The organism is Pseudomonas sp. OV546, assembly GCF_900116845.1.
In the GTDB taxonomy this organism is placed as follows: domain Bacteria; phylum Pseudomonadota; class Gammaproteobacteria; order Pseudomonadales; family Pseudomonadaceae; genus Aquipseudomonas; species Aquipseudomonas petroselini.
In genome coordinates this window covers 725,265-738,458 of sequence record NZ_FPCE01000001.1, presented here as the reverse complement: position 1 = coordinate 738,458, position 13,194 = coordinate 725,265, and the positions used below count along the sequence as shown (strand labels likewise).

The 13,194-nt window shown below is 61.2% G+C and carries 11 protein-coding genes; 2 read left to right on the top strand and 9 right to left on the bottom strand.

Features of this window, described 5'->3' with window-relative positions:
• Positions 1 to 98: 98 nt before the first annotated feature.
• Entirely contained in the window at positions 99 to 527 is a 429-nt protein-coding gene (locus BM403_RS03510) for a hypothetical protein (RefSeq protein ID WP_012724881.1), read from the top strand.
• Positions 528 to 739: 212 nt separating this feature from the next.
• Here the strand turns inward: BM403_RS03510 and BM403_RS03505 are convergent, their stop codons facing one another.
• The 6 genes from BM403_RS03505 to BM403_RS03480 are packed head-to-tail and all read right to left on the bottom strand — an operon-like array spanning position 740 to position 6,663.
• Positions 740 to 2,482 carry an ABC transporter substrate-binding protein gene (locus BM403_RS03505; RefSeq protein ID WP_012724882.1) on the bottom strand — a complete coding sequence of 581 codons (1,743 nt, stop codon included), beginning with the start codon at positions 2,480 to 2,482 and terminating at the stop codon, positions 740 to 742.
• A 32-nt stretch (positions 2,483 to 2,514) separates the two neighbouring features.
• A complete protein-coding gene (locus BM403_RS03500; RefSeq protein ID WP_093541587.1) occupies positions 2,515 to 2,787 on the bottom strand; it encodes a DUF2160 domain-containing protein in 273 nt (90 codons plus the stop codon).
• A gap of 10 nt (positions 2,788 to 2,797) precedes the next feature.
• Entirely contained in the window at positions 2,798 to 3,598 is an 801-nt protein-coding gene (locus tag BM403_RS03495) for a carbohydrate ABC transporter permease (protein WP_003232361.1), read from the bottom strand.
• A gap of 10 nt (positions 3,599 to 3,608) precedes the next feature.
• Complete coding sequence (locus tag BM403_RS03490) at positions 3,609 to 4,475, bottom strand: carbohydrate ABC transporter permease (RefSeq protein ID WP_025858174.1); 867 nt, start codon at positions 4,473 to 4,475, stop codon at positions 3,609 to 3,611.
• Positions 4,472 to 5,569 (bottom strand): ABC transporter ATP-binding protein, encoded by a 1,098-nt coding sequence (locus BM403_RS03485; RefSeq protein ID WP_012724885.1) that lies wholly within the window; start codon positions 5,567 to 5,569, stop codon positions 4,472 to 4,474. The genes BM403_RS03490 and BM403_RS03485 overlap by 4 nt, the downstream gene beginning before the upstream one ends.
• A complete protein-coding gene (locus tag BM403_RS03480) occupies positions 5,569 to 6,663 on the bottom strand; it encodes an ABC transporter ATP-binding protein (protein ID WP_012724886.1) in 1,095 nt (364 codons plus the stop codon). The genes BM403_RS03485 and BM403_RS03480 overlap by 1 nt, the downstream gene beginning before the upstream one ends.
• Positions 6,664 to 6,924: 261 nt before the next feature.
• On the opposite strand from BM403_RS03480, the gene BM403_RS03475 reads away from it, so the two are divergent.
• A complete protein-coding gene (locus BM403_RS03475) occupies positions 6,925 to 8,736 on the top strand; it encodes a sigma-54-dependent Fis family transcriptional regulator (RefSeq protein ID WP_064052997.1) in 1,812 nt (603 codons plus the stop codon).
• Here the strand turns inward: BM403_RS03475 and BM403_RS03470 are convergent.
• The 3 genes from BM403_RS03470 to BM403_RS03460 all read right to left on the bottom strand — a co-directional run bounded on the left by BM403_RS03470 (position 8,733) and on the right by BM403_RS03460 (position 13,035).
• Entirely contained in the window at positions 8,733 to 9,665 is a 933-nt protein-coding gene (locus BM403_RS03470) for a FecR family protein (protein WP_093541584.1), read from the bottom strand. The two genes, BM403_RS03475 and BM403_RS03470, sit on opposite strands and share 4 nt — an antisense overlap.
• Positions 9,662 to 10,204, bottom strand: a complete 543-nt coding sequence (locus BM403_RS03465) for a sigma-70 family RNA polymerase sigma factor (protein ID WP_093541582.1) — start codon at positions 10,202 to 10,204, stop codon at positions 9,662 to 9,664. The genes BM403_RS03470 and BM403_RS03465 overlap by 4 nt, the downstream gene beginning before the upstream one ends.
• A gap of 713 nt (positions 10,205 to 10,917) precedes the next feature.
• Positions 10,918 to 13,035 (bottom strand): TonB-dependent receptor family protein, encoded by a 2,118-nt coding sequence (locus tag BM403_RS03460; RefSeq protein WP_093541580.1) that lies wholly within the window; start codon positions 13,033 to 13,035, stop codon positions 10,918 to 10,920.
• Between the last annotated feature and the right edge of the window lie 159 nt (positions 13,036 to 13,194).

Genomic DNA, 13,194 nt, shown 5'->3' with positions numbered 1-13,194 from the left:
TATCGGGATCTATTGTTATGCAAATAGCCCACAAACAAGCGCCTGGCTGCTATTGTGCCGCGCTTTGAAAAACTGCCGAACCAGCGAGGAAATGGACGTTGAACACTGACGAAAAAATGACCGGGGACCTGTTCGAGGTTGATAAACGCCTGTCACTCAAGCCCGTGGTGGACTTCAACACCTACCTGCGCAGCGCATTCGGCGACGGCCCGTGCACCTGCATCCGCTGCACCACCGGTAACGGCGATGAAAGCGGCTATGCGTTCCAACACAGCTTCACCTTCGACGGCAAGCCCACCCAGCGCCGCTTCGCCACCACGGCGGGCAGTGATGTGTTGCAGGTGTTGAAGAAAGCCTGGTTGTCGTACACCAAGGCCGAGCTGCCGCTGAGCGGTGTGCTGGCGCTGGATACGGTGAAGGAATTTGTCGAGCCGCAATTACATAAACGCCTGACACCGCTGTTTTTGGCCAGTGGGTTGGTCAAGGACGTGGACGGTGAGTTGCAGATTCAGCCGCAGGCGGCGTAATACCGACTACCCCCTGTGGGCGCTGTTGCGGATGGCGAGGAAGGCGGCGCCGCAGATTCTGGCAGTGAAAACACCGTAAAACGTGGCGAGGGCGCTTGCTCCCGTTGGGTCGCGAAGCGGCCCCAGCGCTTTGTTTAAAAAGACTGGGACTGCTACGCAGGCCAACGGGAGCAAGCGCCCTCGCCACAGGTACAGCGTGCACCCTGTTGGGTTTACTTGCGTGCGGCCTCCCACTGTTTAAGCAAGTCGTTGTAGCTCACGGTTTCGCCTTTCGGCTTCTCATTCGCCAGTTTCGGTTTCGGTGCGCCCGGTTGGTCGAACCAGTATTGCGCATCACGCTCGGGGTTCATTTTCGGGCCGCAGACCGGTTGCACCTTGGAGCGCTCCAGGCGCGTCATGATCGCGTCCTGTTCCTTGGCCAGGTTATCCAACGCTTGTTGTGGGGTTTTCTCGCCGCTCGCTGCAGCGGCGATGTTGCTCCACCACAGTTGCGCCAGGCGTGGGTAGTCCGGCACGTTGGTGCCGGTCGGGGTCCATTCCACACGGGCCGGGCTGCGATAGAACTCCACCAAACCACCGAGTTTCGGCGCCAGGTCGGTCATGGCCTGGGAGTTGATGTCCGACTCACGAATCGGCGTCAGGCCGACGATGGTTTTCTTCAGCGAGACAGTTTTCGAGGTCACGAACTGCGCGTAGAGCCAGGCCGCGAGTTTCTGTTTCTCTGGGGTGGATTTGAGGAAGGTCCAGGAACCCACGTCCTGATAGCCCTTCTTCATGCCTTTTTCCCAATAAGGGCCGACCGGCGACGGGGCCATGCGCCATTTCGGCGTGCCGTCGGCGTTTACCACCGGCAGGCCCGGCTTGGTCATGTCGGCGGTAAACGCGGTGTACCAAAAGATCTGCTGGGCGATGTTGCCTTGGGACGGCACCGGGCCGGATTCGGAGAAGGTCATGCCCGCCGCTTCCGGTGGCGCATAGGCTTTCATCCAATCCACGTATTTCTGGGTGGCGAACACGGCGGCCGGGCCGTTGGTGTCGCCGCCACGGGTCACGCTGGAGCCCACCGGGTGACAGTCCTCCACACGAATGCCCCACTCGTCCACCGGCAAACCATTGGGCAGGCCCTTGTCGCCGCCACCGGCCATGGAGAACCACGCATCGGTGAAGCGCCAGCCCAGGGACGGGTCTTTCTTGCCGTAGTCCATGTGCCCATAGATACGCTTGCCGTCGATCTCCTTGACGTCTTCGCTGAAGAACTTGGCAATGTCCTCATAGGCCGACCAGTTCACCGGCACGCCGAGGTCATACCCGTACTTTTCCTTGAACTTGGCTTTCAGCTCCGGGCGCTCGAACCAGTCTGCGCGGAACCAGTAGAGGTTGGCGAACTGCTGGTCGGGCAGTTGGTAGATCTTGCCGTCCGGCGCGGTGGTGAAGGAGATGCCGATGAAGTCCTTGATATCCAGGGTCGGCGAGGTGAAGGCCTTGCCTTCATTGGCCATCAGGTCGGTGATGGATTCGGTCTTGCCGTAGCGAAAGTGTGTACCAATCAGGTCCGAGTCGTTGACCCAGCCGTCATAGATATTCTTGTCGGACTGCATCTGGGTTTGCAGCTTCTCCACCACGTCGCCTTCCTGCAGCAGGTCGTGGGTCAGCTTGATCCCGGTGATTTCACTGAACGCCTTGGCCAGCACCTTGGATTCGTACTCGTGGGTGGTGAGGGTTTCCGACACCACGTTGATCTTCATCCCACGGAACGGTTCGGCGGCCTTGATAAACCACTTGAGTTCCTCGAGCTGCTGGTCAGCCGTGAGGGTGGACGGTTTGAACTCGCTGCCGATCCATTTTTTTGCGGCATCTTCATACGCATCGGCCCACGCCGAAGCGCTCAAACCGCTGAGGGCCAGTACGGCGGCCAATGAAATGCTATGTCGCAGCTTATTGTTTTTATTCAACATAGAGACCTCCTGGTTGTTTATTCATAAGGGCATTAGCCCCAACGCATCACACTCAACAGCCATACCAGGGAGAGCGCGGACGCCACCCAGATGCTCCAGTCGGTAACGCCAATGACCAGCAAATGCAGGTAGGCGCTGCCGAGAAGACCGATAAAAAAACGATCACCACGGGTGGTGCTGATCGGTAACAAACCGCGCCGCGGGATGCTCGGCGAACGCAGCTCCCAGGTGGTCATGCCCGCCAGAATCAGGGCTATGCCGCCAAAGAACAGCGCGGTGGGGGTGGTCCAGGCCATCCATTCCATCATCGACTCCTCAGACCCGGCCCAGGGCAAAGCCCTTGGCCACGTGGTTGCGAACAAACCAGATCACCAGCATGCCGGGAAGGATAGTCAACACCCCCGCCGCCGCCAGCACGCCCCAATCGATACCCGACGCCGAGACCGTGCGCGTCATCACCGCCGCGATGGGCTTGGCGTTGACCGAGGTCAGGGTGCGCGCCAGCAGCAGTTCGACCCAAGAGAACATGAAGCAGAAAAACGCGGTCACACCGATGCCGGAGCCGATCAACGGGATAAAAATCTTCACGAAAAACTTAGGAAACGAGTAGCCGTCGATGTAGGCGGTTTCGTCGATTTCCTTGGGCACGCCGGACATGAACCCCTCCAGGATCCACACCGCCAACGGCACGTTGAACAGGCAGTGCGCCAGGGCCACGGCAATGTGCGTGTCGAACAAGCCGATGGACGAATACAGCTGGAAGAACGGCAGCAGAAACACCGCCGGTGGCGCCATGCGGTTGGTCAGCAGCCAGAAGAACAGGTGCTTGTCGCCGAGGAAACGGTAGCGTGAAAACGCATAGGCCGCCGGCAGCGCCACGCTCAGGGAGATCACCGTGTTCAGGCTCACGTAGTACAGCGAGTTGAGGTAACCGGTGTACCAGCTCGGGTCGGTGAAGATCACCTTGTAGTTGGCCAGGGTGAAATCCTGCGGAAACAACGTCAGCCCACCGAGGATTTCGGTGTTGCTCTTGAAGGACATGTTCAGCAGCCAGTAGATCGGCACCAGCAGGAACAGGATGTAGATCAGCAACGGAATTAGCTTGCGCTTGCTCATGTTGGCGGCCTCAGCGGTTGGCGTCGGAGTGGGTCATGGCGGTGTAGAACAGCCAGGACACCAACAGGATGATCAGGAAGTACACCAGGGAAAACGCCGCGGCCGGGCCCAGGTCGAATTGGCCTACGGCCATCTGGGTCAGGGTCTGACTCAAGAACGTAGTGGCGTTACCCGGCCCGCCACCAGTGAGGACGAAGGGTTCGGTGTAGATCATGAAGCTGTCCATGAACCGCAGCATCACCGCGATCAGCAGCACGCTTTTCATCTTCGGCAACTGGATATGTCGGAACACCGCCCACGCTGAGGCACGATCAATCCGCGCAGCCTGGTAGTACACATCAGGAATCGCCCGTAGGCCGGAGTAGCACAGCAGCGCCACCAGGGACGTCCAGTGCCACACATCCATCACCAGCACGGTGACCCAGGCATCCATGGTGTTGGCTGCGTAGTTGTAGCTGATGCCCAGGGCATTGAGGCTGTAACCCAGCAAGCCGATATCGGCGCGGCCGAATATCTGCCAGATGGTGCCCACCACGTTCCACGGAATCAGCAGCGGAATGGCGAGGATGATCAGCACCAGCGACGACCAGCGACCCTTGGTCGGCATGGTCAGGGCGATGGCGATGCCCAGCGGGATTTCGATCAGCAACACGCAGGCCGAGTAGATGAACTGGCGCAGCAGCGAGTCATGCAGGCGTGGGTCAAGCAGCACCTGCTTGTACCAGTCGGCGCCAACGAAGTAGCGGCTGGACTGGTCGAAGATGTCCTGCACCGAGTAGTTGACCACGGTCATCATCGGGATCACCGCACTGAACGCCACCAGCAGGAACACCGGCAGCACCAGCCACCAGGCCTTGTTGTTCTGCACCTTGTTCATGGCAGCACCTCCAGCAGGTAGTCGTCGGCGTACACCATCAGCCACTGCGCGGGAAAGCTGATGGAGGCCTTGCCTTCAGGCACGGGTTTGTCTTCGGCCAGGCGCACCTTGAGCAGCGCGCCGTCGAGGTTGAGGGTCATGATTTTGTAGGTGCCGAGGTCTTCGAGATGAGAGACGTCGGCCTGCAGGGCGTCAGGGTTGTACTCGTCCCACACATGGATGAATTCCGGGCGGATGCCGACCTGCAATCTCTTGTAATCGGTTTTGGCCAGGCGTTGCTGCAGGGCCTCGGACACTGGCAGGTGGGTGCCGGCAAACCGCACCCCACCCGCCTCGGCCTGCACGTCGATCAGATTCATCCCAGGGCTGCCGATGAAATACCCGACAAAGGTGTGGCTTGGCCGTTCGAACAGGTCACGGGGGGTGCCGAACTGCACGATCTGGCCGCCGTACATCACCGCGATCTTGTCGGCGAAGGTCGAGGCTTCCAACTGATCGTGGGTCACGTAGACCATGGTGATGTTGAACTGCTCGTGGATCTGCTTGAGTTTGCGCCGCAGTTTCCACTTGAGGTGCGGGTCGATCACCGTCAGCGGTTCATCGAACAGGATCGCCGACACGTCGTCACGCACCAGGCCGCGGCCCATGGAGACTTTCTGCTTTTCGTCGGCGGTGAGGTTGCGGGCTTTTTTGCTCAGCAGGTTTTGCAGGTCGAGGACCTCGGCGATTTCCTGCACCTTGCTGTGAATTTTCGCCTCGGCCATGCCCTGGTTACGCAGCGGGAACGCCAGGTTGTCGAACACCGTCATGGTGTCGTACACCACCGGGAACTGGAACACCTGGGCGATGTTGCGCTTTTCCGGGGTCAGGTCGTTGACCACTTTGCTGTCAAACAACACCTGGCCTTCGGACGGGCTGAGCAGGCCGGAGATGATGTTGAGCAACGTCGATTTGCCGCAGCCCGACGGCCCGAGCAAGGCGTAGGCTCCGCCCTGCTCCCACACGTGGTTCATTTCCCGAATGGCGTAGTCCTCGGGGCCGCTCGGCGTAGGGCTGTAGCTATGCGCCAGGTTCTGCAAATGGATCTCGGCCATCAGGCAACCCTCGCGACACGGCGCCCGGGGGCCTGGACCAAACGGCCCTGGCCATCGAACACAAACAGTTTATGGGTGGGGATATACACGCGGATCGGCGCGTCGACGTCATACTCGTGCACGCCCGGCAGGTGCAGCACCAGCAGGAAGTGTTCGCTGCGCACATGCAGGAAGGTTTCCGAACCGCTGATCTCGGCGACTTCCACCGTCACCGCCAACTCCAGGTCGTCGTCGTTGCTGGGCACCAGGCTGATGTGGCTGGGGCGTACGCCGAAACGGAATTCGCCTTCGCCGATGGGGCGCAGGTCGACGTTCAGCGGGAAATGCACGAAATTGGCGAAGCTCACTTCGTTACCGCTGATGCGCCCCGGCATCAGGTTGATCGGCGGCTCGGAAAACAGCTCGGCGGCCAGCACCGTCTGCGGCTGGTGATAGACCTCGGCCGCCTTGCCGCTCTGAATCACCCGGCCTTCGTGCAGGATGGTGGTGGTGCCACCGAGCGCCAGGGCTTCGTTGGGTTCGGTGGTGGCGTAGATGGCGATGGTGTGGCGCGCGGCGAACAGCTCGCGCATTTCCTGACGCAGCTCTTCGCGCAGTTTGTAGTCCAGGTTCACCAGCGGCTCATCGAACAGGATCAGTTCGGCGTCCTTGACCAGCGCACGCGCCATGGCCGTGCGTTGCTGCTGGCCGCCGGAGAGTTCCAACGGGTGGCGCTGGAGGAATTTCTCGATGCGCAGCATCTTCGCGGTTTCCAGCACCTTGCTCTGGATCAGCTCGTTGGACACCCCGGCCTGGCGCAACGGCGAGGCGATGTTCTCGAATACGGTCATGGTCGGGTAGTTGATGAACTGCTGATAGACCATCGACACATTGCGCAGGCGCACCGGCTTTTGCGTGACATCCACGCCGTTCATCAGGATGCGGCCGCTGTCGGGCTTGTCCAGCCCGGCCATCAGACGCATCAGGCTGGTCTTGCCGGACAGCGTGCGGCCGAGCAAGACGTTGAAAGAACCGGCTTCGAAACGCAGGTTGGCGTCGTCGATCCAGGTCTGGCCTTCGACAACGCGGGAGACATGTTCCAGGGTCAATGACATGACACGACCTTTTTATTATTGGAATGAATCTGGCCAGGTGTCAGAGCGAGTTTCGTGCCAAAACGGCAAGTGCTTGATGCGCAAGGAAATGGCGTAAATGGGATGTTCAGGAGTGAACAATTTGGCTGAACAACTGAACAGTCAGGGCCTTGACAATGAACAGTTCTGAACAACACTCTGACGACCGCCCCTCCCACATTGGAATGATTTCCAGCAGTCAATTGCGCAAGCCCCCATAACAATAAAAACGAAGGTCACCCCATGGCCGAACCACTGGCTCACGACACCCTTATCCAGGAATCCTGGCGCCGTTGTCGCGCCTTTGGCCTGGACCACCAGAGCACGCCCAGCTTCGACCAGCTCCCCGCCGAGGGCATCAGCCAATTGCTGGAAAGCCAGCACTCGCTGGTGCAGACCACGCACCAGGAAGTGCTGCCCTACTACGAAAATATCCTCAGCAATTCCAACTGCCTGATCATGCTGGCCGACAATCAAGGCCAGGTGCTGACCAGTTGGGGCACCCAGCGGTTTATCGAACCCAAGCTGGCGCGTGGCTTCAACCCCGGCGCCAGCTGGAGAGAACGCTCCAGCGGCACCAATGCCATCGGCACCGCACTGGCGTGTGCCCAGGCGGTGCATATCGAACACGATGAACACTTTCTGAAGGCCAACCGCTTCATGACCGGCTCGGCGGCGCCGATCTTTGACGCCCAGCGCGAGATCATCGCGGTGCTGGACGTGTCCAGCGACAGCTACCTGCCGCCCTCCCACACCCTGGGCATGGTCAAGATGATGAGCCAGACCGTGGAGAACCGGCTGATCCTCAACCTGTTTCGCGGCGAACACTTCCAACTGACCTTCAACACCGGCCTGAGCAACCTCGACAGCCAGTGGGCCGGCCTGCTGATCTTTGATGAAAGCGGCCAAGTGCTGTCGGCCAACCGGCGTGCCGACAACCTGCTGGGCATTAGCCTGTCGCGGGTGATGATCGACAGTTTGTTCAAGGTGTCACTGCTGGAGTTGTTGAACCAGCCGGAAGGGCTGCCCTTTTCCCTGCAAGCGGCGGGACGTAATCGGTTCCAGTGCCTGTTGCGGCGGCCCAAGCAGGTGCCGGTGCAGGCGCGCGTGTTCACGGAGCCGACACCGCCTAAGCCCGCCTCCATTGGCCTGAAGACCTTGCACTTCGGCGATGTGCGCGTGGAGAAAGCCGTGCGCCAGGCTGAACGCCTGCTGGAGAAGGACATCCCGCTGCTGATCCACGGTGAAACCGGCGTCGGCAAGGAAGTGTTCGTCAAGGCCCTGCACCAGGCCAGCTCGCGCAGCCAGAAGGCGTTTATCGCGGTGAACTGTGCGGCGATTCCGGCCGAGCTGGTGGAGTCGGAACTGTTCGGCTACGAAAAAGGCGCGTTCACCGGCGCCAATCAAAAAGGCAGCATCGGCCTGATCCGCAAGGCCGATAAAGGCACGCTGTTTCTCGACGAGATCGGCGATATGCCGCTGCCTACCCAGGCCCGTTTGCTGCGGGTACTGCAGGAACGTTGCGTGCAGCCGGTGGGCAGCAGCGAGTTGTTCCCGGTGGATTTGCGCATCATCTCAGCCACCAACCGCGCGCTGCGCGAGCTGGTGCAGGCCGGGCGTTTTCGTGAGGATTTGTACTACCGCATCGGCGGCCTGACCCTGGAGCTGCCGCCGTTGCGCGAGCGCACCGACAAACGGGCGCTGTTTCAGCAACTGTGGCAGCAACACCGTGAGCCGACCCAGTGGGCGGGCCTGAGCGCCGAGGTGCTGGCGCTGTTCGAGCAGCATCCGTGGCCGGGGAATTTACGCCAAGTGAGCAGCGTGTTGCAGGTCGCGCTGGCGATGGCTGAAGAACAGCCGATCCGCCCGGAGCATCTGCCGGATGATTTTTTTGTGGATTTGAACGTGGAATCGCCGCTGCCTGCCAGTGAATACCTGGATGACAGCATCGACCTGAACCAGCGCTTGAAGGCCGTCGGCGGGAATATTTCCCACCTGGCGCGGGAGCTGGGGGTAAGCCGCAATACCCTGTACAAGCGCCTGCGCCAGCACTAACGCGGCTTGACCACCACCAGCAGGTCGGTGAAATACTCCACCTGGATCGGCAGGTTATCCGCCAGGGACGACAGCGCGGCTGCTGTGTCGTCGAGCTTGAACACGCCGGAAACCCGCAGGTTTTGCAGGCCCTGGGGGTCAAAGCGCAGCATGCCGTGACGGTAACTGGCGAGGGTTTGCAGCACGTCGCTCAGGGGTTGGTCGTTGACCTTGAGCAGGCCACGGGTCCAGGCGTCGGGATCGGCATCGTTGAGGGCTTGCGGTGGCTGGGCGCGGCCGTGGTCGAGGACCGAGCGCTGGCCAGCCATGACCTTGACCCCATCGGTGGCGTCGCCTTTGACCGCTACCGTGGACTCGATCACCGTGACCACCGTGGTGCCATCTGCCGCACGTTTGACCAGATAACGCGTGCCCAGTGCAGTGGCCGTGCCTTGGTCGGTGCGGACCACAAAGGGCCGTTGCGCATCCTTCGCCACGTCTACCCAGAGCTCGCCTTGCAGCAGTTCGATCACGCGTTGATGGCCGTCGAATTTCACGTCCACCGCCGAATTGCTGTTGAGCTGCAACTGGCTGCCGTCCTCAAGGGCGATCTGTCGGCGCTCGCCGACACCGGTGCGCTGGTCGGCCATCCAGATAGGCAGGTGTTGCAGGCCCAGCCAACCGCATAGCACGATGCCGAGCAAGCCCACTGCCCGTGCGCCACGCGGGCGGTGCGGGGTGAATGCACGGCTCAGGGCAATGCGCGCGGGCTTGACCGGCAATGTATCTAAGCTGCCCCACAACGCACTCATACGTTCGATGGCCACGGTGTGACGTGGGTCGGCCTGGCACCAGGCGTTGAACGCCTGGCGGTCAGCGTCGGTGACGTCTTCGTCGTGCAGGCGGGTGAGCCACTGCGCCGCTTGCTGGATGATCTGTTCGGTGCTCATACCAGCGGGTCTGCCGGGTGCAGGCTGTGGTAGCAATGCACCAGGGCGCTGGAGATATAGTTTTTGACGGTACTGGAGGACACGTCCAGGCGCGTGGCGATTTCGCTGTAGGTCAGGCCATCAAGGCGACTCAGCAGGAACGCTTCGCGGGCCTTGGCAGGCAGGCCGGCGAGCATCTCGGCGATGCGTTCCAGGGCTTGCAACGCCACATGAATCGCGGCTGGGTCGGGCATGCCGGCGTCTTCGCACTGGATCACCAGGGCTTCCAGGTAGGCTTTTTCGATGCGGCGGCGACGAGCGCCGTCGATCAACAACCGCCCTGCCGTGGTGGCGAGGAAGGCGCGAGGTTCCTTGATGTGTTGCGGTTCGGCCAGCATCAGTACGCGGATGAACGCGTCGTGGGCCAGGTCGGCGGCATGCTGGGAGCACCCGAGTTTCTTGCGCAGCCAGCCGTGCAACCAGCCGTGGTGCTCGCTGTACATCGCCGTAAGGGTCTGCTGCCGGACGGAGTCGCCCAGCGTGGCCGGAATGTCATGCATGCGCAAAAATTTCTCAAATGGGAAGTGTTACCAATTGCGCAAACAATGCCAGTAAAACAGAGAGGGGGCAAGGGGCTTACCGCTGATGGAGGTGGGTCAGTCGGTATATCTGCCAGCAGTGCCGCCGCTTTCGAAGCCTCGCTGAAGCTCGACATCTCCCACAGGAGATGGGGGTGCTTGCTCCCGATGGCGGTGGGTCTGCCAGCCCATCTACCAGCAGTGCCGCCGCTTTCGAAGCCTCGCTAGAGCTCGACATCTCCCACAGGGGGATGGGGGTGTTTGGTAGAGCTGTAGCCGAACACTTTCTGCCTGCTGACTCAGATCTACTGTGGGAGGGGGCTTGCCCCCGATGGCGGTGGGTCTGCCAGCCCATCTACCAGCAGTGCCAACGCTTTCGAAGCCTCGCTGAAGCTCGACATCTCCCACAGGGAATGGGGGTGTTAGGTAGAGCTGTAGCCGAACACTTTCTGCCTGCTGACTCAGGTCTACTGTGGGAGGGGGCTTGCTCCCGATGGCGGTGGGTCTGCCAGCCCATCTGCCAGCAGTGCCGCCGCCTTCGAAGCCTCGCTGAAGCTCGACATCTCCCACAGGGAATGGAGGTGTTTGGTAGAGCTGTAGCCGAACATTTTCTGCCTGCTGACTCAGGTCTACTGTGGGAGGGAGCTTGCTCCCGATGGCGGTGGGTCTGCCAGCCCATCTCCTACAGGGGACTGTCAGCGCCAGCTCCAGGACACGCCGGTGTAGATGCCACGGCCATCCGCCGGTGTGGAGCGTGCAACATCCAGCCCCTTGTCGTCATAACCCGGTGTGACGGTATTGGCGTAGCGCCGGTTGGTCAGGTTGCGCAGGTCGACCCAGGCTTGCCAGTCCTGCTTGGGCGCGTCGTAGCCGAAGGTGGCGCCGAGGAATGTGTAGGACGCAGCGTAGTAGGAGTTGGCGTAGTCCACCGCCACCTTTGAGGAATGCTCGGTGTTGAGGCTGGTGTAGAAGCCCGTCGGGTGGCTGTAGCGCAGTTGCGCCTGGTAGTAGTGCTTGGGGATGCCCGGCAAGGTGTTGTCGCCAAAGCGGTCATCGTCACGGTAGTGGAAGTCGCTGAAGGTGTAAGCCTGGCGCAGGGCGAGCTGGCCGCTGCGGCCGCCCTCCCACACCGGGCTGAGCAGGCTGAGTTCCACGCCCTGGTGCACGGTGGGGCTGGCGTTGGATTCAGCAACGATGGCATTGCTGGTGGAGGTCTGGGCCTGGGTTTCCACGGTGAGCAATTCGTGGCGCACTTGCGAACGGTACAGCGCCAGGTCCCACTGGCCGAGCCACGCTTCACCGCGCCCGCCGATTTCCAGGGTGGTGGCGGTCTGGTTTTTCAGGCTCACGCCTTCGCGCTGCAAGCCGGTGGCCGCTCCACTGCCGGCGGGGAAGTATTTGTTGGAACCCCAGATCATCGACCAGGCGTGCGGCGGTTCGACCGAACGGCTCAGGTTGCCGTACACCTGCAGTTGCGGGGTGACGTCGTAACGCAGGCCGACACGCGGCGCGTAGTCCCAATCATGCTGGCTCAGCGGTGCCTGGCCTTCGGGATAGGTGACCTGGGTTTCGCGACGGGTGTAGATCGCGGCCAGGCCGGTGGTCAGCCACAGGTCGGGGATCAGTTCCAGGTCGTTGCCGATATGCAACACGGTATCGGAGCCCAGGTAACTGTAGTCGCGAGTCTTGGTGCCGGGTGCGTAGGTTGCCGTGTTGCCTGCCGGCGTACGCACATATTCCGAGGCGCCGTTGTTGGGCATCGCCTGGGTGGTGCGAAGACCCACCGTGGTGTTGCTGTCGTGACCGAACAGCGTGTCCTGGCGGATGTAGTTGAGGGTGCTGCTGATATCGGTGTAGGCGACTTTCAGACGGTTGGTGCCTTCGCGCAGGTCCATCGGGTAGTCGTGATAGGCGAGCCCGACTTCGACCCGGGCATTGTCATCCAGCTGCAACGTGGTTTTGTTGGCGATCCAGGTCGAGCCCGGTTGCAGGCGTTTGGAATCGCGCGCGGCGTTGAGGCTGTTGGCCGCGCGCGGGTCGTGGCTGATCTGGTTGCGCGTGAGTTTGCCGGGGGTGTCGTTGGTGGTTTCGCGGTAGCGGAAATAGAAGCGGGTTTCCAGGGCCGGGTTGAAACGGTAGCCGAAGTTGGCCGCTACACCTTTGCCGGTGCCGGCGCTCTGGTGCTGGTAGCCGTCGGACTCGGAGTCAGTGAGGCTGATGTAGTAATCGGCATCCCCCAGCACCTGGCCCGAACTGATCTCGCGCTGCATATAGCCTTTGCTGCCCGCTTCATAGCGTAATTGCAGCTTGGGCGCGTCGTAACCCGTGCGCGTCACATAGTTGACCGCGCCACCAAGAGCCAGGGCGCCCTGGTCGAAACCGTTGGCGCCGCGCAGCACTTCGACCCGCCTTTGCCACAGCGGGTCTTTCAGCTCATAGGGCGTGCCGCCGGGGCCTGTCAGCGGCAGGCCATCGAACATTTCGTACAAGCCGGAGGCATGGGAACCCGGGCTGCGGTTCAGGCCCGACCCGCGAATCGAGAGTTTCACCCCTTCGTTATTCGCCGCCTTGGCGTACACCCCGGCCTGGTACTTGAACACGTCTTCGTTGGTGCTCACCCGTCCCTGCTGCACGCTGTCCATGTCGATGTAGTTGGTCGCACCGGGCACGCTCTTGAGCTGCGCCTGGGCCACTTCGCCGGCGCTGGCTTCGCTGCTGGTGACTTCGACCGGGGCCAATTGCAGGCCTTCGGCGTGCACCATTGAGCTTAACGTCAAGGCGGCAAACAGGAACGGAGGGTGGCGCAACAGCATGGGGCGGGTCCTTGGAATTCGGAGGGCACGTGGTGGGAAGACAGGGACGCCCGCCAGGTCACTCCTTATTAACGGACCAGACCTTTCCCACAACAGCGTCAGATGTGGATTATTTGCTAAGTCCGAAATCGAATTACCACATGCAAACTCAGTATTTAA

Excerpts from the sequence above, each read along its gene's own strand:
- BM403_RS03475 (WP_064052997.1), top strand. The coding sequence starts at position 6,925 with ATGGCCGAACCACTGGCTCACGACACCCTTATCCAGGAATCCTGGCGC.
- BM403_RS03470 (WP_093541584.1), bottom strand. The coding sequence starts at position 9,665 with ATGAGCACCGAACAGATCATCCAGCAAGCGGCGCAGTGGCTCACCCGC.
- BM403_RS03505 (WP_012724882.1), bottom strand. The coding sequence starts at position 2,482 with ATGTTGAATAAAAACAATAAGCTGCGACATAGCATTTCATTGGCCGCC.
- BM403_RS03490 (WP_025858174.1), bottom strand. The coding sequence starts at position 4,475 with ATGAACAAGGTGCAGAACAACAAGGCCTGGTGGCTGGTGCTGCCGGTG.
- BM403_RS03480 (WP_012724886.1), bottom strand. The coding sequence starts at position 6,663 with ATGTCATTGACCCTGGAACATGTCTCCCGCGTTGTCGAAGGCCAGACC.
- BM403_RS03500 (WP_093541587.1), bottom strand. The coding sequence starts at position 2,787 with ATGGAATGGATGGCCTGGACCACCCCCACCGCGCTGTTCTTTGGCGGC.
- BM403_RS03485 (WP_012724885.1), bottom strand. The coding sequence starts at position 5,569 with ATGGCCGAGATCCATTTGCAGAACCTGGCGCATAGCTACAGCCCTACG.
- BM403_RS03495 (WP_003232361.1), bottom strand. The coding sequence starts at position 3,598 with ATGAGCAAGCGCAAGCTAATTCCGTTGCTGATCTACATCCTGTTCCTG.
- BM403_RS03465 (WP_093541582.1), bottom strand. The coding sequence starts at position 10,204 with ATGCATGACATTCCGGCCACGCTGGGCGACTCCGTCCGGCAGCAGACC.
- BM403_RS03460 (WP_093541580.1), bottom strand. The coding sequence starts at position 13,035 with ATGCTGTTGCGCCACCCTCCGTTCCTGTTTGCCGCCTTGACGTTAAGC.